Below are 23,519 nucleotides of genomic sequence, written 5' to 3'. Positions count from 1 at the left end.
ACGCGGCAGACTCAGACCGCCGGCAGCGGCGATCAGCGGGAGGGGAACGACGTTGACCGTTACGTCGGACGCGGCGGGCACGGCCCCCAACGACACTCACCAGCAGGTCACTTGGGGCCACCGGGGGTTGGAGGCGGAGCTCGCCACCGGCGCCGACGGGGTCCTGCGCTTGGTGCGGCTGGCACGCCCTGGCGATCCGGTGTCCGAGTCCGGCTCCGATGCCCCTCTCCACCTTGTGGAGGTCACCGCCCTCGGCCACGGCAGCGGTTGGTCCGGCCCGCGCTTCACCGGCACGGCACTCGGTTCGCGCCTGCGGTACCGCGGTCATGTCACCGAGGAACGCGACGGCTGGACGTACCTGACCGTCGAACTCCACGATGCCCGGACCGGGTTGACCGCCTTCGTCGAGTTGTCCTCGCCCATCGAACGGCCCGTGCTCCGCTCCCGCGTCCGCCTCCGCAACGACGGAGAGGAACCTCTGGTCGTCCAGTCCGTCAGCAGTCTGCTGATGGGCGCCCTTCCTTCCCCCGACAGCCTCGACGTCCACCGCGCCCGCAACGACTGGCTGGCGGAGTGCCGCTGGCACACCGAGCCGCTGCGGGACACCGTCACCGACATCCACGTCGACGTCCACCAGCACGACAGCCGGGCGGCACTGACCCTGACCGGACGCGGCAGCTGGCCCACCGACGGACACCTTCCGATGGGCGCCCTCACCGAACGCGGGGGCGGCCGGGCCTGGTTGTGGCAGATCGAATCCCCGGCGGGCTGGCGCTGGGACCTGGGCGAGCGCGACCACGGTACGTATCTGGCGCTGAACGGGCCCATGGACGCGGAGCACCAATGGCGGGTCCGACTGGCACCTGGCTCCGAATTCACCACCGTGCACGGCGTCCTGGCCCTCGGTTCCGGGCTGGACGACGCCTTCGGCGCCCTGACTTCGTACCGCCGTGCCGTGCGCCGCCGCCCGCACCCGGACCACACCACGCTGCCGGTTGTCTTCAATGACTACATGAACACGCTGATGGGCGACCCGACGACGGAGAAACTGCTGCCGCTGATCGACGCGGCCGCCGAGGCCGGGTCGGAGTACTTCTGCATCGACTCCGGCTGGTACGACGACGGCACCGAGGGCTGGTGGGACAGCGTCGGCGAGTGGCTGCCTTCGCCGCGCCGCTTCCCCGACGGCGGAATCCAGGTGGTCCTCGACCGGATCCGGGAACGCAGCATGGTGCCCGGTCTGTGGCTGGAGCCGGAGGTTGTGGGCGTACGCAGTCCCGTCGCGGACTCACTGCCGCCGGACGCCTTCTTCCAGCGCGACGGCCTGCGCATCACCGAGCAGGGCCGCCACCAGCTCGATCTGCGACACCCCGCCGCCCGTGCGCACCTGGACAAGACGGTGGACCGGCTCGTCGGCGACTGGGGGGTGGGCTACCTCAAACTGGACTACAACATCGTGGTCGACCCGGGGACCTGCGCCCCCGGGGACATCGCGCCGGGAGCGGGACTGCTCGGTCACGCCGAGGCATACTTGGACTGGCTGTCCGAGGTGCTGGACCGGCACCCGGGTCTGGTGATCGAGAACTGCGCCTCGGGCGGGATGCGGATGGACGGGGCGACGCTGGCCGTCACCCAGCTCCAGTCCACCAGCGACCAGCAGGACCCGCTCCGCTTCCCGCCGATCGCCGCCGCAGCGCCAACGGCGGTACCGCCGGAGCAGGGCGCCGTCTGGGCCTACCCGCAGCCCGAGTTCGACGACAACCTGATCACCTTCACCCTGGGCGGGGCGCTGCTCGGGCGGATCCATCTGTCGGGCCACCTGAACCGGATGTCGGAGCACCAACTCGGGCTCGTACGGGACGCGGTGGCCGTGTACAAGTCCATCCGCGGGGACCTCGCGGAGGCCGTGCCGTTCTGGCCGCTCGGCCTTCCGGGCTGGACGGACGATTGGCTGGCCCTGGGCATGCGGGTGCCCGGTGACAGTACGTCCTACGTGTCGGTCTGGCGTCGCGGCGGGGAGGGCGAACTCCGCCTGCCGGTGCGGCACTTGGCGGGCCGGGAGGTTCGTACCGAGATCCTGCACCCGTCCGCTCCGGCTGCCGGTTCGGCGGTCTGGGAAGGGGGCGGTGGCGGGGACGGGGAGGGACTGCGGGTGTCGCTGCCGCGCATGCCCGGCGTCCTGGTAATCCGTCTCACGTCGGGCGTTTGAGGGACACGGGCCCCGCACGGATCGAACGGAACACGTACTCCCAGCGTCTGAAGTGCATGAAGGTAACGCGCCAAACCGTTGTCGTACTGCTGAGTGCCGGGCTGTTGCTCTCCGGCTGCTCGTCCTCATCCGGCAACCCGGAGGACGAGGGGTACACCGGCCCCACCCTGCCCGCCCGCACCGTAGCCAAGGACAAGTGGCAGGAGGGGCCGGCCAAGCCCAAGCAGCAACATCCGTATCCGTACGACATCTATACGCACTGCGGGATCAAGTGGGTGAAGTTCGGGGGCCGTTGGTGGGTCCTCGACTCAGTGTTCCCCGGGCCCGAGCAGGTCAAGGGGGAGCCGCCCTCGCAGAACAGTCAGCGGCTCGCCGGTTACATGACTCTGATCGGCCCGGACGCGGCCAATTTCGACGCCGCGGGGATGCCGACAATGCAGTTCGTACCGACCGAGGACGAACCGCCGGGCTGCGCCTAGGCAGCGGCCAGTCCCTCAGAGCCCAGGTTTGGGTGGTGACCGATCCACGGTCGGGTGATGTTCACGCGCTTTGACAGTACTGCGGTTCTGGCCGGGGCAGCCTCGGGACGAGGTACGCACCTCCGACCGGAATCGACGTACGGAAAGGACGCGGTGTGGACTCGACAGGCAGCCGCACGATCAGGCATCCCCGACCGCCTGGCGTGGACACCCTCCAATGCACCGCGCGCAGCGGCCTCGCGGCCGTCCCGGATGCCCGCCATCGCACCATGGTCGCCGGTGTCGTGGACTCCGGTCTTGTCGACGAGATGATCGCCCTCACCGAATCCTTCGATCCGCCCGTCGACCTCGCGTCGGCCCGCGCCCACGCGGACGTGCTCACCACCGAGTTCGCGGTGTTCGGCGTCACCGTACCCGCCGCCACCACCTACAACATCACGCTGATGCGCGCCCTCATGGTGCCCATCGCCGACGATGCGCTCGCCCTCGCACTCGATCGCATGTGGGTGTTCACCACCAACGTGGATGACGTGTGCTGCCACGACCCCGCAGAGGCCGAAGCCGTCCTGCGGGCCGGCGCGCTGCCCGGGCAAGGCGCCCTGTCGCCGAACACCCGATACATCCGGCACATGTTCAACGAGGTCGCGCCCTTCTGCGATCCGACGTTCCTCGCCGTCTTCAAGACCTTCTTCTACAACGCGGTCACCGGCGTCCTCATGGAGGCGGAGTTCACGCCGGAGGCGTCCGACGAGGTCGACAGTGACTTCGTCCGCGTCTTCAACGGCTTCTCCCAGTTCTGGTTCACCGCACTTCAGTTCACCGACCCCTGCTTGAGCGCCCAGCACCATCGGGCGTTCTGGTCGGCGGCGCTGAGCTCCTGTGTCGCGTTCCTCAACGACATCAACGACGTCCTGTCCTTCTACAAGGAGGCGGTGCACGGCGAGGACTTCCTCGCCAGCCGGATCTACCGCCGCTCGGTGAGCGAGAACATCCCCTACCTCGCCGCCTACCGCCGAAGCCTCGACAGCGGCCTGGCCGCCTACCGCCGCGTCCTGGACCTCGCCACCGACGAGCAACGCCCGCACCTCGACCGGTACATGACCGCCTTTGCGTACTTCCACTTCCACTGCCGTCGCTACCGCTGGCACGACATCTACCCCGGGCTGACCCCGATCGACATCTGATTCGGTGACCACCGCTTCGGCGTCGACGTCGTGGCACGATGAGTATCTGACGTCCAATCAGATCATCGGCGCGAGGGGTGGCCATGGAGTCGGTGTCGGTCGGTGGCGGGGTGCGGATCGCGTACGAGCGTTGTGGGGCCGGGCGGCCGGTTGTCCTCGTAGGGGGTACCGGCATGCCGTCGGTCGCCTGGGCGTTGTGCGGCTTGCGCGGCGCGTTGGCCGACGCGGGCTTCGAGGTGGTGACGTATGCCGCGCGTGGTGTGGCACCTTCCGACGCACCGCCCGCCCCGTACACGGTCGAGGCCCTTGCCGCGGACCTGGCCGGCCTGCTGGACGCCCTGCAACTGACCGCTGTCACGGTCATCGGCTACTCGCTCGGCAGCTTCACCACCGAACTTCTGGCCCGTACGCGTCCGGATCTGGTGCGCGCGGCGGTGCTGCTCGCCGGTGCCGGGCCACTGACAGCCATGCTGGACGCCTTTCTGCGGACAGGGACCGAACTGGCCTCGGCCACCGGTCACGTGCCTCGGGCGTTCACGAAACTGCAGACCCTGCTGACCTCGCTGCCGCCGGAGGTACTGCGCGAGGACGAGGAACAGGTGCGCACCTGGCTGGAGTTGCTCGACGCCCAGGAGTCGCTGTGGGCCTCCCGCGAGGGAGCGGCCGGGCAGCTGGCGGCCTGTGACCGGTGGGCGCGGGACGGGCACCGGATGTCCGCTCTCGCGGACATCCACCAGCCGGTGCTGGTAGCGGCGTTCGAGCACGACCTGTACTTCCCGGCGCGGTCCGGAAAAGCCGCGGTCGAGGTGCTTCCCCGGGGAGAGTTCGTCGCGATACCCGGGGCCGCTCACGCGGGTCTGCTGACCCATCCGAAGGAGACTACTGAGGCACTCCTCGGCTTCCTCGCCCGCACCTGAACACCGCGGTCGGGCGCGACGCCTCAGGCGCCGCACCCGGATTCCGGATTCCTAATTCCTATCCCTCCGAGATACGCAGCCTGATCGTGCGTGACTCGGGGCGAAGCGCGAAGTCCGGCCAGACGTCATGTCCGCACGTCCGCGAGCCGAGACCGTGCTGTGCCGCGTCGACGATCAGGTGGCTCGTTGTTGAGTCGCCGAGCTCGAAGGGGTGTGCGGCCCGGGCGATCTGCTGAGGGGTGTGGCGGCTGAGGGTGAAGCCGGGGCGACGCCCCCGGGTGTCGGGAAGCGCCTGGATGTGCAGCACCTCCGTGGAGCCGCTCGTCAGTGTCAGTCGGCGCAGTTCGGAGCGGTGGCCGGTCTCCTGGGGGCGTGCGTAGTCGACCGAGAAGTCGTGGACCGTGGCGGAGAAGTGGCCGGTGCGGCCCGCGCGGAGGCTGTCGGGGTAGGTCTCCAACGGGCCCAGGCCGAACCATTGGGCCCCGTCGACGGGAGCCGTGCCGTCGGGCAGTTCGAAGCGGACCCCGATCCGGGGCCACACTGTCTGCCAGCCGCGCGAGGGCTCGATCTCCACACGCAGTTCCAGTTCGCCGTCTTCGATCGACCAGACGGACTCCACCATCACGCTCAGCGCGGAGTTCGCCGCGGAGACCTTGTCGAGGGTGCGCAGGGCGTCCGCGGTGTGCTCCACGGAGACGCGCCGGGTGGTCAGCCGGTCGAGGCCGTCGCGACGCCACAGGTCGGCGCTGGACACCCCGGCGATGCTGTCGTCGCTGTCCTCGACCCCGTCGGACGGGCTTTCGTCGTTGTCGGTCGGCGCGCGGAACAGCTCCAGCCGCGGCCCCGTCACGGCGCGGCCGGCGAGACGCACGAGGGATCCGCCGGTGAACTCGGCGATTCCGAGCGACAGGGTTCCGTCGCCCGGTCGCCAGTCGGCCTGTGGCCGGATGGCGGGCACGGGACGCCGTGTCGAGCAGTCCAGTTGGGCCGTCGCGATCACATGTCCCTCAGGTGCCCAAGTAGTTGGCGCTGCCAGTGTCGCGTCGATCGTGAGCCATGTCTCGGCATCGGGAGCGACGGCGACCTGGGGCAGCGACGCCCACTGCGACTCGCCCGGCGCGACGAGGGGGATCTCCAAGTCCCCCGAGGCGATGGGGATTCCGTCGTGCTCGACGCGCCAGCGGAAGCGCAGGTCGGACGTGTCGGCCGAATGACGCAGGTTCGTGACCGCGACCTTCTCGCCGTCGAAGACGAACTCGATCGGCTGCACGACTGACTTGTACTCGTGGAGGCTGGGGGTGGGGACGTCGTTGCTCAACAGCATGCCGTCCATCACGAAGTTGCCGTCGTGCACGACCTCTCCGAAGTCGCCGCCGTAGGCGTAGTAGGGCGTCCCGTCCGGGGCCGTGGCGAGGATGCCATGATCGCGCCACTCCCATACGAAGCCGCCGTGCAGTCGCGGATACCGGCGCACGAGTGCCTCGTACTGGTCGAACGCGCCCGGCCCGTTGCCCATCGCGTGCGCGTACTCGCACAGCAGGAACGGCTTGGTGCGCTGCCTGGCGCTTTGGGCGGGAGTGCAGTTCAGCAGTGCCGAGCGTGTGCCGTCGGATCCGATCTGCTCGGTCTCCGGTACCGACGCGTACATGCGTGAGTAGATGTCGGTGTACTCGCCGGTGTAGTCGCCCTCGTAGTGCACGGGGCGGCCGGTGTCGCGGGCGTGGACCCAGGACGACATGGCGGCCAGGTTGCCGCCGGTCCCCGATTCGTTGCCGAGTGACCAGATCACGATGCTGGGATGGTTCTTGTCCCGTTCGACGGTGCGCCGGATGCGGTCCAGACAGGCCTCGCGCCACGCCGGGTCGTCACTCGGATTACCGACCCAGTCGAGCTTCTCGAAGCCGTGCGTCTCCAGATCGCATTCGAGGACCACCCAGAAGCCGAGTTCGTCGGCCAGGTCGAGCAGCCGGGGATGCGGCGGGTAGTGGCTGGTGCGGATGGCGTTGATGTTGAACCGCTTCATGAGGGCCAGGTCCTGGCGGGCGTGCTCCTCGTCGAAGACGCGGCCACGCTCGGGATGCGTCTCATGACGGTTCACCCCGTGGAAGACGACGCGGCTGCCGTTGACCAGGAACTGGTCGCCGCGGATCTCGACCGTACGGAAGCCCACGCGCAGCGCGATGCTCTCCGTGGCCGTGGACACGGTGGCGTCGTACAGGCGGGGCCGCTCGGCCGACCAGGGCTCCACGCCGGTGACGTCGAGGGGGGCCACGTCGGCAGGCGTGGCCCAGACGTGGTCGACACCGAGTTCGGGGATGCGCAGCGTGACCGGGAAGGCGGCCGCGTCGGCGGTGATCTCCGCTTCGACGTGTCCGCGCCCGTGGTCGAAGCCGGTCCGCAGCCAGACGTCCTCGATGCCGCCGGCGGGCCGGGCGATCAGGGTGACGTCGCGAAAGATGCCCGGCAGCCACCACTGGTCCTGGTCCTCGACGTAGCTGGCCGCCGACCACTGGTGGACCCGTACGGCGACGACGTTGTCGCCCGTGCGCACCGCGGAGGTCACGTCGAATTCGTGGGCGAGCCGGCTCCCGCTCGCGCTGCCGATCTCGACGCCGTTGACCCACACCCGGAACAGCGACTCGACGCCGTCGAAGCGCAGCACCACGCGTTCGGCGCCCGACCAGTCGGCGGGAACGTCGAAGTGGCGGCGGTAGTCACCGGTCGGGTTCTCGTCCGGGACGTGGGGCGGGTCGATCGGGAAGGGGAACTGGATGTTCGTGTAGATCGGCCGGCCGTAGGCCCCGTCACCCTCCAGCACCCAGTGGGAGGGCACGGGGATGCTGTCCCAGCCGTCGTCGACGAAGCCGTCGGCCGCGAAGTCCTCCGTCACCGACGCCGTGGGGGACAGCCGGAACCGCCAGGACCCGTTCAGTGAACGCGAGGGTGCGTCGGAGTGCAGCCACGAGCGCGCCGGGCGCAGTGCGCCGCGGCCCGGCGCGATGTCGGAAACATGGGGGGAGAGCTGGCTGGGCAAGAGGTCACAACTCTTTCTGTGTGTCACGTACGACGCTGATACGACGGGGCTCTACCGGAGTACGACTGTGCGGATCTCCCAGGCACCGAGGGCGAGTTCGAGTTCGTTCGCAGCCGAGCTACGGGAGAGGGGCCGTCCGAGCAGGTCCACGGTGGTGGCCTCGGCGAACGTGCCCGTCACGCGGACGGTGGACGCGGTGTCGCGCATCGCGGCCAGCCGCACCTCGGTGCCGGCCCCGGACTCGTCGTCGGTGACGCGGCGGATGCCGGACACGAGGACGTCCTGGCCGTCGACGTGCAACCCGGCAGTGTCGGGCGGCTGTTGGCCTCCGGCGGTCGCCGTTCCGCGCGTGACGAGCACGTCGTTGCGGAACTCCTCGGCGAGGGCCACCGCGTTCGCCCCGCGCCAGCCGGTCGCCGAGGGGATGACGGCGAAGCGGTTCTCGATGCGCATGCCGAGGTCCTGCGCACCCGGCGCGGGGATCTCGCTCGCCGCGGGTTCGTCGCGGAGAGGATGGATGTTGACGCTGATCGAGCCGATGGCACGCAGCAGGGTGACCGCGAGTTCGGTGCCGTCGCCCACGAGTTCGTACTCGCTGGAGTGGTCGAGCAGGACCGTGGCGGGGCCCGCCGACACGAACGTACTGGCCGGGAAGGTCGGCAGCGGGTACTCGCCCCAGCCGCCCTCGGCGGTGAGGCCGCGCTCGGTGACGGCGAACTGTCCGGCGGACGAGGACGTGGCCACCGGCTCGGGCAGCGGCACATGGAAGCGCAGCCGGTGGTCCGCGGACTGGTTGAGGAACGAGGTGGTGACCCGTACGAACGGTTCACCAGCACGTACTTCCACGAGTGTCTCCACCGGTGTCGGCACGGTCGGTTCGTCGCGCAGATCGCGGTCGGAGGAGAGCGCGGCGGGCCACGCGTAGACGCGGGTGACTCGCAGCCGTGACCGCAGCGGGCCGTCCTCGAGAAGGTCGACGAGGATGTCCGTCGGGTCCGAGACGAGGAGGTCGTGCGCCGGGGGAGCGTAGTTGTAGCTGTCGCCGCGGTCACCGCCGTCGACGAGACGACCGACGCCGTTCAGTACGGTCCCGTCGGTGCCGGTGATGTCCAGCGTGCCGTCGGTGGCGACCGTGACCTCGACCAGACCGTTGGAGAGCGTGCGGTCCGCCGCCGTCGCGGGCTCGTACGAGGTCGGCTCGGGAGCGGTGTCCTCGCGCGGCTCGACCCGGAAGGCGGTGAGCCCGGAGGCGGGGACCTGTACGGGGACGAGTGCGGTCGCCCGGGCCTCCTCCACCGTCAGCACCCGCCACTCGCCCGGATCCGCGGCGGCCGCGGCGGCTACCTCCCGGCGCAGGATCAGCAGGTCGAAGGGCCCGCTGGTCGGGACCTCCGCGAGGTGGAAGACGAGCTGGCCGGGGGTGAGTTCGTAACGGTCGATGAGACGGCCGAACAGCTCGCGGCGATGGATACGGCGCAGCACGCGTTCGAGTTGGGAGGCGTCCATGCGCTCGTCGCTGAGTACCGTCGGTGCCTCGGCGATCAGCTGCACAGGGTGCACCGAACCGTCGGCAGCGATCGCGGTCAGCCCCGTCCCCGCGGGCGGGGCGGCGACATCCACCTCGACCAGCGCCGTACGCCCGAACGGCAGCGGGTTGGCGACCAGGTGGGCGTCGCTCGGCACCAGGGCGGCGGGTTCGGCCAGTGCCGCGTCCCGAACAGCACGCGCGGTCTGCGCGGCCTCCGCGAGGCGCGCGGCGACCTGGTCGCACGTCTCGTCGGTGCCGGAGCCGACGACCGAGTCGTGCGCGGTCGACTCGATGATCTTGTGCCAGGCGAGGGAGAGGAACGGCGAGTCGTCGCGCCGGGACCACAGCGCGTTCATGCGCTCGGCGTGGTCGACCGTGCGCTCGGCGAGCGCCATCCGCTGCTTGAGCCCGAGCCGTACGGAGAGCACGCCCGGGAGGATGTTGCCGCGCACATGGCTGCGCAGTTCGCCGGTGACGACGGCGGACACCTCGTCGCGCACATGCTTGCGCAGGTACTCGTCGAGGGTCGCGATGGTGATGGCCCGTCCTTCTCCGGCCGCCTGCCGCAGCCAGGCCGCGAGGTGCGGGTCGGGCGCGTTGTGATCGGTGCCGGCCATCGCCAGCACCGGATCTCCGCCCCACCGCTCGGCCGTCATCTCCGCGTACTCGCCCAGCGCGCGGCCGATCTGGTCGGGCACCAGCAGGACGTCGAGGCCGTTGTCGTAGCCGTCGAAGAGGAACTCGGTGCGCACCTCGGAGCCGTCGGGCGCGCGCCAGCGGAAGGCATGACCGTCGACGGAGCCGGGCACCCCGCGCCACAGTGCCGCGTGCTCGATGCCGGCGCGGGCGAGGATCTGTGGCATCTGTGCGACGTGACCGAACATGTCCGGCAGATAACCGATGGGCATCGCGCCACCGAGCCGCTCCGCGGCCGCCCACCCCATCTGGAGGTTGCGGACGATGGTCTCGCCGGAGCACAGGAACTCGTCGAGCAGGATGAGCCACGGGCCGATGGCGATCCGTCCCTCGGTGACCAGGGCCACGACCCGGTCGCGGTTCTCCGGCCGCATCTCCAGGTAGTCCTCGATCGCGGCCATCTGCCCGTCGACGGTGAACCGGAAGTCCGGGTTAGCCTCGGCCGTCTCCAGCACGGTGTCGAGGGCGGCGACCAGTCGGTGCCGGAACACCTGGAACGGCTCGTACCACTCCCGGTCCCAGTGGAAATGGGGCACGAAGACGGCGGAGTTGCTCATGGCGGGAGGAACCTTCTGTGCGGGCGGGGCGTACGGAGACAAGGAGCGGGCGTGGGCGGTCACTTGAGGGAACCGGCGGCGAGTCCGGTGCGCCAGAACCGCTGGAGGACGATGAACAGGATGATCACGGGCACGATCGACACCAGCGAGCCCATGATCACGGACTCCTGGAGGAGCGGGGTGCGGGCGGTCTGCCCGTTCCAAGTGAAGAGGCCGAGCGTGATCGGGAAGAGCTCCTCCTTCTGGAGCATCACCATCGGGAGGAAGAAGTTGTTCCAGATGCCGACGAACTGGAACAGGAAGATTGTCACCAGCGCCGGCGACATCAGCTTGAACGACACCGAGAAGAACGTGCGGAACTCGCCGGCGCCGTCGAGTCGCGCGGACTCGATGAGTTCCTGCGGTACGGCGGCGTTCGCGAAGATCCGCGCGAGATAGACGCCGAACGGGCTGACGATGCTCGGCAGGAACACCGCGAAGTAGGTGTTGACGAGCCCGACTTCGGAGAACAGCAGGAACAGCGGCAGCGCCAGCGCGGTGCTGGGGACCAGCACACCACCGAGAATCACCGAGAACAGGAACTCCCGGCCGCGGAAGCGGAACTTGGCGAGCGCGTAGCCGCACAGCGCCGAGATCAGGGTGCCCACGGCCGCGCCCAGCACCGCGTAGACGACCGTGTTGAGGATCCACCGAGCGAAGATGCCGTTGTTGAAGGTGAACAGGGTGTGCAGGTTGTCGAACAGCTGGAAGTTCGAGAACGTCAGGCCGCTGGTGGAGGCGAGATCGCCCTGCGGTTTGGTCGCCGCGACGATCAGGAAGTACAGCGGCAGCAGGAAGTAGATCGCCAGTACGAGCATGAGGGCCATGACGGCCGTACGACTCACGCGGCTTTCCTGCGAAGGGGGTCGATTGCTCACAGTCCCGCCCTCTTGGAGGTCAGTCGCATGAACCCGAAGCTCAAGACGAACGTGATGACGGCGATGACCACCGAAATGGCCGCGGCCTGCTGGTAGTTGTTCCCGACGGCCACCGTGTACGCCAGCATGTTCGGGGTGAACGTGCTGGAGATGTTCGAGGAGATCTGGCGCAGCACGGCGGGCTCGGAGTAGAGCTGGAGTGTGCCGATGATCGAGAACACCGTGGTCATGACGATGGACGGGGCGATGATCGGGACCTTGATGCGCCAGGCGATGGCCCAGTTACTGGCCCCGTCGATCCTCGCGGCCTCGTAGAGCTCCTGCGGGATGGACTGCAGCGCCGAGAACATGATCAGCATGTTGTAGCCGGTCCACAGCCAGGTCGAGACGTTCGCCGCCGACCACAGCACGGCACCGGGGCCGAGGAAGTCCGGCTTCAGTCCGATGCCGTTCAACAGGTCGACGATCGGGCTGAGTTGGGGCGAGTAGAGATACGACCACATGATCGCGGCGATGACGCCGGGCACCGCGTACGGCATGAACGCGGCGGTGCGGAAGAACCCCTTGAGCTTCAGCAGATGGGTGTCGAGGAGCAGTGCGATGACCAGTGCGGTGAACAGCATCACGGGCACCTGCACGATGCCGAACAGGCCGATGCGGCCGATGCTGGCCCAGAACTCGTCGTTCTGGAACACCTCGACGTACTGCTCGAAGCCGCCGAACGTCGTGTACGAGGTGCCGTACTGCCCGCCGGAGCGGCGTACCACGCGGAAGCTCTGCCAGAGCGCGTAGCCGATGGGCACCAGGTAGAAGAGGACGAACGGCAGGAAGAAGGGCGTCAGGAACGCGACGATGGTGCCGGCCCCGGGGCGGTGGTGACGCCGCGTCGGTGGGGCGGGTGGCGATGTCGGTCATTCCGCGGTCACTTGCCCGCCGTGGCCGGGATCGCCAGGTCGTCCATCGACTTCAGCGCGGAGGCCTGGGCGGCCGCGAGGGCGCTGGTCAGCTTGCCGTCACCGGCCACCGCCTTGGCCATTGCGTCCTGCAGTGCCAGGTTCACCGTCTTCTGGGTGGGGCCCCAGCTGAAGTCGGTGTCGATCTTCTTGGACGACTCGGCGAAGACGTCGAAGATCTTCTCGTTGTTGTAGTACGGCACACCCTTGGTCAGCGCGGGAAGCTTCAGCCCGTCGGTGGACGCCGGGTAGAGGCCGCCCACCTCGTTCGCCAGCGCGAGTGCCTTGGGGTCGGTGTTGAGCCAGGTGTTGAACTCGGCCGCCTCGTAGAGGTGCTTGCCGCCCTTCATGAACGCGACGGTCGAGCCGCCCCAGTCACCGGAGTTGCCGCCCGCGCCCCAGGTCGGCATCGGGACGATCGACCACTTGCCGGCATGGTCGGGCAGGTTGTCACGGATGCCCGTGTAGCCCCAGGCCGCCCCGAGCTGGGTGGCCATCTGGTCGTTCTGGTAGGCGGCGAACATCTGCGTCGAGCCGTTGGCGAGGTCGGTGCGCACGAGCTTGTCGTCGATCAGCTTCTGCCAGTACTCGGCGACCTGCTTGCTCTTGTCCGACTCCACGGTGACGTGCCACTTGTCGCCGGAGTAGCTGTACATGTTCGCGTTGTTCTGCCAGAGGAGCCCGTTGAACCATTCGGCGTTGTTCGGGTCGAAGAACGTCATGGTGAGCTTCGGGTCCGCCTTGTGGAGCTTCTGAGCGGCGGTCGTGTACTCGTCCCAGGTCGTCGGGATCGGGACGTCGTACTTCTTGAAGATGTCGGTGCGTACGTACATGGCCATCGGGCCCGTGTCCTGCGGCAGGGCGTACACCCCTTCGCCGCCGAAGCTGGCCTGCGACCAGGTCCACGGCACGAACTTCGACTCGGTGCCGGCGGCCGTCTTGCAGGCCGTGGCGTCCACGAAGGCGTCCTGGGAGCGCAGGGTGGGCAGCTGGTCGTAGCCGACCTGGGCGAGGTCCGGGGCCTTACCGGCCTTCAGGGCGTTGCCGATCGCGCCGTACTGGTCGTTGGAGATGTTCTTCGACTCGACCTGGATGTCGGGATGGTCCTTGTTCCACAGGTCGACGACCTTGTCCATGCCGTTGACGGTGTTCCAGTACTGGAGGGTGACCTTGCCCTTGGCGGGCTCGCAGGATGCCCCGGACGACGACTTGTCCGACGAGTCGGACGACGAGCATCCGGCGAGTACGAGGACTCCGGCTGCCGCGGCGACGATGGCGAGGCGGATGCGCGTGACTGTGTTGCTCATATTTTCCGTTCCAGACAACGGCTAGCGACGGTGCTAGGCGGCTCGATGCTGATCCCTCGGGCGGAACGCCCTCTGGGTGGAAGGGACAGGACGCAACGGTGTCGGTTCAGGCGCCGAGCGCCGTGGCGAAGGGGTGAAAACAGAAGGAGCGAAAACATTGGTTATGGATACTTGTGAGCGGTCCCGTGAACGCTCACGGGAGCGCTCACGGGGGTTCTCGGAGGTACTCCGCGAGATGCGATGCGAAGTGCTCGGAAGTCTGCGCTTCGGCGCCGTTCAATGTCAAGACATTCGAGGCGGATGGGTTTCCGGCGGGTTACGCGGACCCGCTCGGCCGCAGCTCGGCGTGCACGACCAGGTCCTCGACCGCGAGCGTGCGAGGGTCCGACAGCAGCCGGGCGACCTGCTCGATGGCGAGCACGCCGAGCTGCCGCGTGTCGAGGGCGACGCTGGTGAGCGGGGGCTCCATGAGCGCCCCGAGCTGAAGACCGTCGAAGCCGATGACCGCCAGATCCTGCGGCACGCTCCTGCCCAGCCGGCGGGCTTCCCGCAGAGCGCCGATCGCGATGATGTCGTTGAACGTGAAGACGGCGGTCACATCGGGATGAGCTGTGAGCAGCTCCCTGAGCGCCGCGCCGCCGCCGTCGGCCGTCTGGTCCGCACCGACCACCATGTCCGCGTCGATCCCGTGCGCCGCCGCGGCCGCCGTGAACCACGTGTGCCGGATGCTGGGCTCGGCCCTGGCCTGGTGGTCGACCATGCCGATCCGCGTATGCCCCTTCGCGACCAGGTGCGTGACCGCGGCGTGGACACCCTCCCGGCCGTCGATCCGGATCGAAGTGAACCGCGTGGACCTGCCCTCACGGCCGATGAGCACGACCGGCATGCCGCGGGTGAACGCCTCGAGTTCGCTGTCGGAGCAGCTGAAGTAGCCGATGACCGCATCGACCTGCGAACTGATCACCTGGAGCGTGCCGAGCTCCTCTTCCGCCCGGTCGGCCGTGTCGTACACGACGACATGCCAGCCATGGGTCCGGGCGGCCTCCAGGGCGGAGGCCGCGACCTCGGTGAAGTACGGGTTGAGCAGATCGGGGATGACCAGCCCGATGGTCATCGTGTCCTGGCGGACCAGGCCCCGGGCGAACCGGCTCGGCCGGTAGCCGAGCGCGCGAGCGGCGTCCAGCACGCGCTGTTTGGTGTCGCTGTCGATCTCGTCCTTGTCGTTGAGTGCCCGCGACACGGTCTGCCTGGACACCCCCGCGGACTTGGCGACGTCGTTGATCGTGACCTTCCGGGACTCCGCACCCGATGCCGACACCATCGCCCACCTCCTGCTTCTCGCGAACGCCGGTGCGCGCGCAAAGCCTGAGTATGCACGTACGGGGCCTCGGCACGACGCCGGGCCTTGGGCGAACCGGCCGACCCCGGCCGACCCCGGCCGACCCCGGTCGGGCCTTCTGGGGAACCGGCATCGGGAGAAGGGGTGCGGTGGTGGCAGTCGTGGCACTAGATTTGGTGGCATGACTGCCATCACCGTTCGGATTCCGGACTCCATGGACAAACCGCTGCGCGATGCCGCGGCCGGCGCCGCCTCGCTCAACGAGTACATCGTCAAGGCCGTGCGCCGTCAGATGACCCTCGATGCCGCCGGTCGGCTCGCCACCCTGGAGCGCCTCGACCTCGACGGCGAGGGCGACGCTCTGTGACGATCCGCAAGGGCGACGTGTGGGACGTCGACACCGGCAAGGGCAACCGGACCGTGCTGATCGCCAGCCTCGACGGGCTCGCCGACCGGTACGGGGCCGTGGTCGCCCTGGTGCTGCACGCCCCCGCGGCTCATCCCGATACGGCGATGAGCGTGCGCCTGGCGACTCCGGTCGACGCCTCGGTCGTGGCCGTCAACCTGCTCCAGCTCTCCGCGGCCCGCTTCGAGACAGGCACCTGCCTCGGCAACATCGGCCCGGCGCAGCAGGCGCTGGTCGACGATGCGCTTCGGGCGGTACTCGACCTGTAGACCGATTTCAGCTCGATGCCTTCGCTCGGGACACGTCCTCGGCGCTGTCCCAGCCGGAGACGAACCAGTCGGCTTCGCCGCCGGTGGCCGGATCGTACGAACGCCGCCTGATCGTGCCGATGTTGCCGCCGTAGACGTGGATCCCGACGGTGGGTTCGTCGCCGACTGCTGCGACCGCATGGACATCGTCGTCGGTGGTGCAGCAGACGGTCACCTGCCCCGGCGCCCACCGCGTCTCACCGGCCGGCGTCAGTGGTCCGCTCGCGGTGGACGCCGTCGGCCTGAGGTACCGGATCTCGTGCTCGACTCCCGCGTAGATGCCGGCGACGCCCCACGTCTCGTGCGAATGCACCTTGGTCCGCTGACCCACGTCCCAGACCACGGACGCCATCGACCAGCTGTCGTCGGGAGCGATGTACAGCGGATACGTCAGGTGACGCGCGGAGGACGACCGCGTTACCTCCGGCGGGAGCCGGTAGCCGTCGGCCAGCAGCGCGGACAGCCGCTCGGCGACCCGCGCCGTGATCTCGTGCTCGTCGTCGGTGCTGCGCACCACGAGTCCCACGTCGTCGATGAAAGTCTTCAGGCGGTCAAGCTGCATGGTGCTCTCCTCTGCAGAGTGCCTTCTCATGAAGGAGTGCCGGGCAGAATCCGGTACTTGAGGTGGGTGACGCCGGGCGCCTCGACCGCACGGACCTGTTCGAGTCGCACATCCGCGTTGCCGAGGTTGTCGAGCAGGCGGGAGCCGCCCCCGAGCAACACCGGGACGACGTGCAGTTCGAGCTCGTCCAGCAGACCCGCTGCCAGGTACTGCCGAGCGACCTGGCCGCCGCCCCACAGCATGACGTCCTTGCCGTCGGCGGCCTTCTTGGCCTGGTCGAGCGCGGACTCGATTCCGTCGGTGACGAAGTGGAACGTGGTCCCTCCCTCCATCTCCACGGGCTTGCGCGGGTGATGGGTCACGACGAACACGGGGTAGTGGTAGGGCGGGTTGTCGCCCCACCAGCCGGTCCACTGCTCGTCGCCCCACGCGCCCCCGCCGATGGGGCCGAACATGTTCCTGCCCATCACCGCGGCGCCGATGTTCTCGAGCGACTCCTCGAACACCGGTGTGCTCGCGTTCACTTCACCCCCCTGCTCGCCGTGGGGTCGGCGAAAGGCGGCCAGCGGAACCACCCAGTCGTGGAGCCCCTCGCCACCCTCGCCGAGCGGGTTCTGCTCGCTCTGGTTCGGGCCGGCGACGAAACCGTCCAGCGAGATCGAGATGTGACACCTGAGCTTGCTCATCGTGCCTCCTCAGTCGGCTCGGCGCCGCCATCGGCGCCCTCATCAACGAGCATGGACCGAGGCACAGATGACGTCTAATGCCAGTCCTTCGAAGAACACATCGATATTCTTGATACGTGCTGAATCTGGTCCATCTCAAGGTGCTGGCCGCGGTGGCGCGACACGGGTCCGTGACCGAAGCGGCGAGGGAGCTGCACTACTCGCAGCCGTCGGTGAGTCATCATCTGTCCCGCCTGGAGGCGGCCACCGGTGTCAAGCTCGTCCAGCGGGTGGGCCGTGGGATCCGGCTGACCCCTGAGGGCGAGCTGCTGGCCAACCGGGCCACCGAGATCGTGGGACGGGTAGACGCGGCGGCCAACGAGCTGTCCGCTCAGGTAGGTCTGCGGACGGGGCGGGTGCGCCTCGCCGCCAACGCGTCCGTGCTGAGCACGATCGTGCCGAAGGCGGCCGCCATGCTGACCGAGGCTCACCCGGGCCTCACACTGAGCGTGATCGACCGTCATCCGGTCGAAGCGCTGCAGATGTTGCGGCACGGCGAGATCGACGTCGCACTCGTCTTCCGGTACGCGCACGCTCCGCTGGAGGACGAAGGGTTCCGCATGGTCCACGTGGCCGACGACCCGATCTACCTGGTGAGCCGGAACCCCGACGACAGCATCGCGAACCATCGCGACTCCGCCTGGATCGGCGGCTGTGAACGGTGCCAGGGCGAGCTGACCGCTGTCTGCCGGCAACACGGATTCACCCCACGCATCGAGTCGGTCTGCGACGACATGGTCGTCGTGCAGGCCCTCGTCGCCGCCGGCATCGGCGTCACCACCCTGCCCGGACTCGCACTCCGCGCCCACCGCCTGCCCGACGTCCACACGACCGAGATCCCCGACTTCCCCCGCCGGATCTACACCGTCACCTACGGCGATCCACCCGACCCACCGGCCACCAAGGCGCTGATCCAAGCCATCCAGGTGGCAGGCCAAGGCGGTCAGGACGCGCCGGACGTGGACGTGGGTCCTGAGTAGTGGTCGGTTGGTCAGCGGCCGGTGGATCCGTCGATCTGCTCGCGGAGGAGGTCGGCGTGGCCGGCGTGCCGGCCGGTCTCCTCAATCATGTGCACAAGGACCCATCGCATCGATGGTGCCTGTCCTCGGCGCGGGGGCCGCGGGGCGGGAAGAGTCAGGTCCGGGCAGGCGTCGATGACCTGGTTCGCTCGCTCGACGGTCTTCCGGTAGTCGGCGAGCACACTGTCCACGGTGTCCACCGCGGACGGCCGCATGGTCGTACGCCAGTCGCCGACATCCTCGCCGAGGAAGTAGAACCGCTCGACGAACGCCAGGTGCTTGACCAGCCCCAGAAGGTTGGTGCCCGAGGGCACTCCGCCCGTTCGGACCTGCGGTTCCGGCACGCCCGCGACCTTGTCCGCGACAGCGTTCCGTAGATAGTCGAGGAAGCCCCGCAGGGTGTCCTTCTCGTCGGCGCCGGTCAGCGGAGGTCCGGTGTCCTTGGCCCGAGATCGGGATCCGGGTGGGGATCCGGATGGGGATGGGGATGGGGATCGTTGCGTGTCATTTCCTGGCATCGAGTCACTCCGTTCCGACGTGATGTCGTGTGGTTCGGGCGTTCAACCGGCGGTGCGCTGGACGAGCAGGACGTTGTCGATGACGGTGGCCGTCTCACCAGCGGGTCCGTTGGCCTGGCGTTGAGGCATGTCGGCGCGCAGTACGGACCAGTGCGCGGGGTCGAGATCGAGTTCGGCGGCGGTCTCGGTAGGTGTGGCGAAGTGGATGTCGGGGTCCTGATTCCATGACCAGGGCGCGGTGGAGCCGTGGTCGACGATCAGCAGGAGACCGCCGGGTCGCAGAGCCCGTGCGGCGGTGCGCAGAACTCGGCTGCGGAGCAACGGGAGCGGGGTGTGGAAGTACTGGGCGGAGACGAGATCGAACCGGCCGGCCGGGAAGCTTCTGGCCAGATCGTGCTGTGCGGTGACCACCCGGTCTGCGACGCCGAGATCGCGGGCGCGTTTCTGCACGCGTTCGACGGCGGTGGTGGAGATGTCCACGGCGGTCACGTGCCAGCCCCGCTGGGCGAGCCAGATGGCGTCGCCGCCGGGGCCGCAGCCCAGATCCAGGGCCGTGCCGGGCTGTAGCTGCGCGGCGGTCTCGGCGAGCAGTGGGTTGACGCGTGCGTCCCACGCGCGCTGGGTGCGGTAGTGCTGCTCCCAGAACAGCACGGCGTCCTCGTCCGCCGTGCCGTGGTCGCCCGCGGCGGTGTCGTCGGTGGGTAGTCGGCGTCGGGTGGAATCCATCTGAGGTGCCCCTTCGTCGGCCGACGTGCCGAGCGTGATCCGATACGCACAGTGGACGCCGGTGATGAACAGCCAGCATCGCCACCGCCGTTTCGCCCTTGCAAGAAAAATTGCGGATCCGCATCATCGGGACATGGACAACATGGACGACCCCGCAGGAGACGTCTTGGCGGGAGTCGGGCCGCGCCTGCGGGCCCTGCGCCAGGCGCGGAGCGCCACGCTCGCGGCGCTGGCAGACGAAACCGGCCTCACAGCGAGCACCCTGTCCCGCCTCGAGAACGGCAAGCTCCGCCCCACGCTGGAGCAGCTGCTTCCCCTGGCCCGGGCACATGGTGTCCCGCTCGATGACCTCGTCGCGGCGCCGCCCACCGGCGATCCGCGCGTCCACCTGAGACCAGTACGACGATCCGGGCTGGTGATGGTGCCACTGACCCGGCGGGCCGGCGGTATCCAGGCCTACAAGGTGATCTATCCGCCCGCCGGCCAGGCACCCACGATGAACCTGCAGACCCACGAGGGATATGAGTGGTTCTACGTCCTCAACGGACACGTCAGGTTCGCGCTCGGCCAGGAGGAGTTCCGGCTCGGGGTAGGAGAGGCAGCGGAGTTCGACACCCGCACACCGCACTGGATCGGCAGCGCCGACAGCCGCCCCGCGGAACTGCTCGCCCTGTTCGGCCCGCAGGGAGAGCGCGCACATCTGGCACCGTCCGGGCACTGACCATCTCAGCGGTTGCGGGGAGTTGCGCCGGACCGCCGGTGACGTACGCGACCGCGATCCCTCGGAACAGACCCTCGTTGGGCCAGGCCCTGGACCGAGGGCAGGGGCGTGGGTAGGCTGCCCGTTCGGATGATCTTGGTTTGCCGAGGTGACTACCGGGAGACGCCAGCACATGACCACGCCACCATCGCCGCCATCGCCACTTGGAGCGGAGCGGTCCGACGGGGCGTCCGTCCGGATCGGCGCTCTCGTTCCGCTGACCCGGCCCGGCTGGATCGAGGCGGGTCAACACCTGCTCGCCGGACTCGAGTTGGCCGTTCACGAAGTCAATGACGTCGGCGGGATCGCCGGGAGGCCCATCGAGTTGGTGGTCCGAGACACCGCGGCTGATCCGCAGAGGGCCGCGGCTGCCGTGGACGAGCTGGCTCGCCTGGGCGTGGCTGCCGTGGCGGGGGAGTACCACAGCGTCGTCGCCCGCGCCGCTGCCACCAGGGCCGACACGCTCGGTCTGCCGTTTCTCTGCTCGTCAGCGGTTCTCGACGCGCTCACCGAACAGCCGACGGAATGGGTCGCGCGCCTCTCCCCACCACAGTCCCGCGGCTGGCAGGTCTACGCGGACTTCCTCCTCGCCGCGGGCCACAGTCGAATCGCCGTGGCAACCCAGCCGAGCGTCTACTGGGCTTCTGGGACCCGCATTCTGCGGGACTACCTCGCACCACGTGGCGGCACCGTCATCGAACTCGACATGAGCGCGCTCGACGCCACGGCTGTGTGTGACGGACTCGCCGACGATGGCGCGACAGCCCTCCTTCTGCTGGTCGGCCACCCGGAACCGGCAGTGTCGATCGTCAAGTCTGTCCGCCGAGACCCGCGGCTCGCCGAGATCATGGTCGGTGCTCCGGCCGGGCAACCGGAGTTCGCCGAATGGGCGACGTTGCTGGGCGACGACGGCGCCGCGATCCCGTTCCTGCGCTACCTGCCCGAGCGCCTCACCCCACTCGGCGTACGAGTCGAGAAGGCTCTCCGTGAGCAGCTGACTGAAGCCCCCTCCTTCGTCGCCTTCGAGGGCTACGACACGGTCGCCGTCCTCGCCGAAGTGCTGCGTTCCAACGGCGCGAACCGGGCGCGCACTGCCGAATCCTGGCCGCGCGTCGCGGTCGAAGGCACCCGCGGGCGGATCCAGTTCTCCCGCACGCCAGGCATCAGCGTCTGGCAATGGGCCGGGACGCCGATCCAAGTCGTTGATCGGGATCCGGCGGAACCCAAGCGCTTCCGGATCCTTCACACCGGCTGAGACGGGCGGGTGTCACAGCGGCTGGAGCTGTCTCCCGCCAAACGTTGGGTGACCGGCAGCGGAGGTTCAACTCCCCGCCACCGTACGGCTGTGGCGGTTGAGCAGCGTTCGGCCTGCCAACAGCCCTCGTCCTACGGAGTGTTCATGACTGCGGCAGAGCAACGAAACCCCCTGCACAGACGCTCGCTGCTGCGAGCCGCGGCCGCCTTACCCGCGGTCGGCGCGGCGGCTGCCGCCTTCGAGGCGACGCCGGCGCAGGCCTCCGCCGCGGCTCACCCCGGCCGGTTCGACCCGGAAAGCCCGCGCTTCGCGCTGGCCGTCCTCCCCGACACGCAGTACCTCTTCGACGCCGACAGCGCCGACCCGGCCCCGCTGCGGGAGACCTTCCGCCATCTCGTCACCGAGCGGGCCGAGGCGAACATCGCCTTCATGACGCATCTCGGTGACGTCACCGAGCACGGCACCAAGGACGAGATCGAACGCGCCGCCGACACCTTCCGGACCATCCACGGCAAGGTGCCCTACAGCGTCCTGGCGGGCAACCACGACATCAACTCCGGGGACGACCAGCGGGGTGACTCCGCGTATCTCGCCGCGTTCGGTCCCGCCCGCTACGCGTCCATGCCGACCTACCGCGGCGCCTCGCCCGACGGCTACAACACGTACCACGTGCTGACTGCCGCGAGCCGCGCATGGCTGGTCCTGGCCCTCGACTGGCGGGTGTCGGACAAGGGGTTGAGGTGGGCGCAGGGCATCCTCGACGCGCACCCCACGCTGCCCGCCGTCCTCACCACCCATGACATCGCCTGGTCGGACGACGACGGCGAGGCGCAGCTGTCGGACAACGGCAAACGACTGTGGGACGGCCTCATCCGCGGCAACGACCAGATCTTCCTCGCCCTGGGCGGTCACTACTGGCCGCCGGGACGCACGGTTCTGCGCAACGACTCCGACAACGATGTCCACGTCCACATCACCAACTACCAGGACCGCTACTACGGCGGAGCGGGCATGATCCGCACATACGGATTCGACCTCGTCCGCGGTGTCATCGACGTCGAGACCTTCTCGCCGTGGCTCCTTGCCCGTGATCCCGGGAAGCGGTCGTCCCTGGAGGCCGAGACCGTCGAACTGACCGGCCCCTCGGACCGGTTCAGCCTGAGCATCGACTTCGACGCCCGCTTCGAGGGCTTCGCCCCCGTCGTGCCGCCGAAGCCCCGGCCCCCCGCCGCGGTGATGCCGCGCGGCACGGTCGCGTACTGGCGCTTCGACGCGTCCGGGACGGCCGCAGGCGGGACCGTGGGCGGCCCGGTCGCGGACGGCGCAGTCGTACGCGACCTCACCGGCCACGGAAACGACCTGACCGTGAGCCGTCTGCACACGAGCGGGCCCGACGCTCTCACCTGGTCGGCCGACCACCACCCCGGTCAGCCGGCGCACGCGAGCCTGCGCTTCGACGGTGGCAAGAGCCCGAACCGCGGCGCGGTCCTGACCACCGCGGACCGAGCGGCCCTGAACGATGAGAAGTTCACCCGCGGCTACACCATCGAGACCTTCATCAGGCTGCCCGAGCCCTTCGAGGGCGACCACGCCTGGATGGGCATCCTCAGCTGGGAGGGGCGCAACGGAGACGCGGGCAAGACCACGGGCTGGTCCCCGCTGGAGCCCACCTGCAGTCTCAATCTCTCGCCCGAGAGGTTCCTCCAGTTCGTGGTCTATCCGCAGCGACAGGACGCCGACCCCACGTCCTGGAGCCACGCGGTGCCGGTAGGGCGCTGGATGCACATCGCCCTCGTCAACGACGGACGCCGCACGGTGATGTACGTGGACGGCTCGAAGATCGCCCGCAATCCCTCCCAGCCGTCCACCGGCATCGCCACCCTCGGCAAGCCCTTCGTCATCGGTGCCACGCAGTTCGACGAACGCTTCGGGCAGGGCTTCTACGGGTGGATCGGTGACACCCGCATCGTGAACCGGGCCCTGTCCGTACGGGAGTTCCTCACGCCCTTCGAGTAAGGAGCGTCGCTCGACGCCCGGCCAACTCGGTGGGCCGGTCCCGCAGTCCGCGCGGGACCGGTCCACCGGACGACCCAAGACCCGCCCGCGCCGCACCGACGCAC

At 69.0% G+C, this 23,519-nt stretch carries 20 protein-coding genes; 10 read left to right on the top strand and 10 right to left on the bottom strand.

Annotated features, from left to right (window positions below; genetic code table 11):
* The first annotated feature begins 52 nt into the window (after nt 1-52).
* The 4 genes from ACFWXQ_RS06875 to ACFWXQ_RS06860 all read left to right on the top strand — a co-directional run bounded on the left by ACFWXQ_RS06875 (nt 53) and on the right by ACFWXQ_RS06860 (nt 4,789).
* Entirely contained in the window at nt 53-2,209 is a 2,157-nt protein-coding gene (locus tag ACFWXQ_RS06875) for a glycoside hydrolase family 36 protein (RefSeq protein WP_386267701.1), read from the top strand.
* A 56-nt stretch (nt 2,210-2,265) separates the two neighbouring features.
* A complete protein-coding gene (locus ACFWXQ_RS06870) occupies nt 2,266-2,688 on the top strand; it encodes a hypothetical protein (RefSeq protein WP_383945090.1) in 423 nt (140 codons plus the stop codon).
* 155 nt (nt 2,689-2,843) lie between these two features.
* Nucleotides 2,844-3,872 carry a hypothetical protein gene (locus ACFWXQ_RS06865; protein ID WP_383945087.1) on the top strand — a complete coding sequence of 343 codons (1,029 nt, stop codon included), beginning with the start codon at nt 2,844-2,846 and terminating at the stop codon, nt 3,870-3,872.
* 83 nt (nt 3,873-3,955) lie between these two features.
* Nucleotides 3,956-4,789 carry an alpha/beta fold hydrolase gene (locus tag ACFWXQ_RS06860; RefSeq protein WP_383945084.1) on the top strand — a complete coding sequence of 278 codons (834 nt, stop codon included), beginning with the start codon at nt 3,956-3,958 and terminating at the stop codon, nt 4,787-4,789.
* A gap of 58 nt (nt 4,790-4,847) precedes the next feature.
* Here ACFWXQ_RS06860 and ACFWXQ_RS06855 read toward each other — a convergent pair whose 3' ends face one another.
* The 6 genes from ACFWXQ_RS06855 to ACFWXQ_RS06830 all read right to left on the bottom strand — a co-directional run bounded on the left by ACFWXQ_RS06855 (nt 4,848) and on the right by ACFWXQ_RS06830 (nt 15,102).
* On the bottom strand, nt 4,848-7,823 hold the full coding sequence (locus ACFWXQ_RS06855) for a glycoside hydrolase family 2 TIM barrel-domain containing protein (RefSeq protein ID WP_383945082.1): 2,976 nt from the start codon (nt 7,821-7,823) through the stop codon (nt 4,848-4,850).
* 51 nt (nt 7,824-7,874) lie between these two features.
* Nucleotides 7,875-10,604 carry an alpha-mannosidase gene (locus ACFWXQ_RS06850; RefSeq protein ID WP_383945079.1) on the bottom strand — a complete coding sequence of 910 codons (2,730 nt, stop codon included), beginning with the start codon at nt 10,602-10,604 and terminating at the stop codon, nt 7,875-7,877.
* A 59-nt stretch (nt 10,605-10,663) separates the two neighbouring features.
* On the bottom strand, nt 10,664-11,470 hold the full coding sequence (locus tag ACFWXQ_RS06845; protein ID WP_383945133.1) for a carbohydrate ABC transporter permease: 807 nt from the start codon (nt 11,468-11,470) through the stop codon (nt 10,664-10,666).
* Between the two features lie 47 nt (nt 11,471-11,517).
* Entirely contained in the window at nt 11,518-12,375 is an 858-nt protein-coding gene (locus tag ACFWXQ_RS06840; RefSeq protein WP_383945130.1) for a carbohydrate ABC transporter permease, read from the bottom strand.
* Nucleotides 12,376-12,443: 68 nt separating this feature from the next.
* Nucleotides 12,444-13,781 carry an ABC transporter substrate-binding protein gene (locus tag ACFWXQ_RS06835; protein ID WP_383945076.1) on the bottom strand — a complete coding sequence of 446 codons (1,338 nt, stop codon included), beginning with the start codon at nt 13,779-13,781 and terminating at the stop codon, nt 12,444-12,446.
* Between the two features lie 316 nt (nt 13,782-14,097).
* Nucleotides 14,098-15,102 (bottom strand): LacI family DNA-binding transcriptional regulator, encoded by a 1,005-nt coding sequence (locus ACFWXQ_RS06830; protein ID WP_383945074.1) that lies wholly within the window; start codon nt 15,100-15,102, stop codon nt 14,098-14,100.
* 199 nt (nt 15,103-15,301) lie between these two features.
* Here ACFWXQ_RS06830 and ACFWXQ_RS06825 point away from each other — a divergent pair, with 199 nt between their 5' ends.
* Together ACFWXQ_RS06825 and ACFWXQ_RS06820 are read left to right on the top strand one after the other, a co-directional pair.
* Complete coding sequence (locus ACFWXQ_RS06825) at nt 15,302-15,487, top strand: hypothetical protein (protein ID WP_200393643.1); 186 nt, start codon at nt 15,302-15,304, stop codon at nt 15,485-15,487.
* Complete coding sequence (locus ACFWXQ_RS06820) at nt 15,484-15,795, top strand: hypothetical protein (RefSeq protein WP_383945071.1); 312 nt, start codon at nt 15,484-15,486, stop codon at nt 15,793-15,795. The genes ACFWXQ_RS06825 and ACFWXQ_RS06820 overlap by 4 nt, the downstream gene beginning before the upstream one ends.
* Nucleotides 15,796-15,802: 7 nt before the next feature.
* Here the strand turns inward: ACFWXQ_RS06820 and ACFWXQ_RS06815 are convergent, their stop codons facing one another.
* Both ACFWXQ_RS06815 and ACFWXQ_RS06810 read right to left on the bottom strand, forming a co-directional pair.
* Nucleotides 15,803-16,396: a hypothetical protein gene (locus ACFWXQ_RS06815; protein WP_383945068.1), complete on the bottom strand. Its 594-nt coding sequence runs from the start codon at nt 16,394-16,396 to the stop codon at nt 15,803-15,805.
* 26 nt (nt 16,397-16,422) lie between these two features.
* Nucleotides 16,423-17,082, bottom strand: a complete 660-nt coding sequence (locus ACFWXQ_RS06810; RefSeq protein WP_383945065.1) for a dihydrofolate reductase family protein — start codon at nt 17,080-17,082, stop codon at nt 16,423-16,425.
* 116 nt (nt 17,083-17,198) lie between these two features.
* Here ACFWXQ_RS06810 and ACFWXQ_RS06805 point away from each other — a divergent pair, with 116 nt between their 5' ends.
* Nucleotides 17,199-18,101: a LysR family transcriptional regulator gene (locus ACFWXQ_RS06805; protein ID WP_386267696.1), complete on the top strand. Its 903-nt coding sequence runs from the start codon at nt 17,199-17,201 to the stop codon at nt 18,099-18,101.
* Nucleotides 18,102-18,112: 11 nt separating this feature from the next.
* Here the strand turns inward: ACFWXQ_RS06805 and ACFWXQ_RS06800 are convergent, their stop codons facing one another.
* Both ACFWXQ_RS06800 and ACFWXQ_RS06795 read right to left on the bottom strand, forming a co-directional pair.
* The gene (locus ACFWXQ_RS06800) at nt 18,113-18,658 is read right to left on the bottom strand and encodes a DinB family protein (protein ID WP_383951589.1); all 546 of its coding nucleotides are present in this window, start codon (nt 18,656-18,658) and stop codon (nt 18,113-18,115) included.
* A 42-nt stretch (nt 18,659-18,700) separates the two neighbouring features.
* Nucleotides 18,701-19,384, bottom strand: a complete 684-nt coding sequence (locus ACFWXQ_RS06795) for a class I SAM-dependent methyltransferase (RefSeq protein WP_383951587.1) — start codon at nt 19,382-19,384, stop codon at nt 18,701-18,703.
* 133 nt (nt 19,385-19,517) lie between these two features.
* Between ACFWXQ_RS06795 and ACFWXQ_RS06790 the strand changes: the two genes are divergently transcribed.
* From ACFWXQ_RS06790 to ACFWXQ_RS06780, 3 genes are all read left to right on the top strand, one after another.
* On the top strand, nt 19,518-20,105 hold the full coding sequence (locus ACFWXQ_RS06790) for a helix-turn-helix domain-containing protein (RefSeq protein WP_383951584.1): 588 nt from the start codon (nt 19,518-19,520) through the stop codon (nt 20,103-20,105).
* 172 nt (nt 20,106-20,277) lie between these two features.
* The gene (locus tag ACFWXQ_RS06785) at nt 20,278-21,399 is read left to right on the top strand and encodes an ABC transporter substrate-binding protein (protein ID WP_383951581.1); all 1,122 of its coding nucleotides are present in this window, start codon (nt 20,278-20,280) and stop codon (nt 21,397-21,399) included.
* A 144-nt stretch (nt 21,400-21,543) separates the two neighbouring features.
* Nucleotides 21,544-23,415: a LamG-like jellyroll fold domain-containing protein gene (locus ACFWXQ_RS06780; protein WP_383951579.1), complete on the top strand. Its 1,872-nt coding sequence runs from the start codon at nt 21,544-21,546 to the stop codon at nt 23,413-23,415.
* The last annotated feature ends 104 nt before the right edge of the window (nt 23,416-23,519 follow it).

Source organism: Streptomyces sp. NPDC058697, from assembly GCF_042715345.1.
Taxonomy (GTDB): Bacteria; Actinomycetota; Actinomycetes; order Streptomycetales; family Streptomycetaceae; genus Streptomyces; species Streptomyces liliifuscus.
The sequence above is the reverse complement of the archived record's forward strand: the minus strand, read 5'-3'. Positions and strand labels throughout refer to the sequence as shown.

Bases quoted from the DNA above. Each gene is read 5' to 3' on its own strand.
- ACFWXQ_RS06870 (WP_383945090.1), top strand. From the start codon at position 2,266: ATGAAGGTAACGCGCCAAACCGTTGTCGTACTGCTGAGTGCCGGGCTG.
- ACFWXQ_RS06860 (WP_383945084.1), top strand. From the start codon at position 3,956: ATGGAGTCGGTGTCGGTCGGTGGCGGGGTGCGGATCGCGTACGAGCGT.
- ACFWXQ_RS06850 (WP_383945079.1), bottom strand. From the start codon at position 10,604: ATGAGCAACTCCGCCGTCTTCGTGCCCCATTTCCACTGGGACCGGGAG.
- ACFWXQ_RS06845 (WP_383945133.1), bottom strand. From the start codon at position 11,470: ATGGCCCTCATGCTCGTACTGGCGATCTACTTCCTGCTGCCGCTGTAC.
- ACFWXQ_RS06835 (WP_383945076.1), bottom strand. From the start codon at position 13,781: ATGAGCAACACAGTCACGCGCATCCGCCTCGCCATCGTCGCCGCGGCA.
- ACFWXQ_RS06830 (WP_383945074.1), bottom strand. From the start codon at position 15,102: ATGGTGTCGGCATCGGGTGCGGAGTCCCGGAAGGTCACGATCAACGAC.
- ACFWXQ_RS06825 (WP_200393643.1), top strand. From the start codon at position 15,302: ATGACTGCCATCACCGTTCGGATTCCGGACTCCATGGACAAACCGCTG.
- ACFWXQ_RS06815 (WP_383945068.1), bottom strand. From the start codon at position 16,396: ATGCAGCTTGACCGCCTGAAGACTTTCATCGACGACGTGGGACTCGTG.
- ACFWXQ_RS06810 (WP_383945065.1), bottom strand. From the start codon at position 17,082: ATGAGCAAGCTCAGGTGTCACATCTCGATCTCGCTGGACGGTTTCGTC.
- ACFWXQ_RS06800 (WP_383951589.1), bottom strand. From the start codon at position 18,658: ATGCCAGGAAATGACACGCAACGATCCCCATCCCCATCCCCATCCGGA.
- ACFWXQ_RS06795 (WP_383951587.1), bottom strand. From the start codon at position 19,384: ATGGATTCCACCCGACGCCGACTACCCACCGACGACACCGCCGCGGGC.
- ACFWXQ_RS06790 (WP_383951584.1), top strand. From the start codon at position 19,518: ATGGACAACATGGACGACCCCGCAGGAGACGTCTTGGCGGGAGTCGGG.
- ACFWXQ_RS06785 (WP_383951581.1), top strand. From the start codon at position 20,278: ATGACCACGCCACCATCGCCGCCATCGCCACTTGGAGCGGAGCGGTCC.
- ACFWXQ_RS06780 (WP_383951579.1), top strand. From the start codon at position 21,544: ATGACTGCGGCAGAGCAACGAAACCCCCTGCACAGACGCTCGCTGCTG.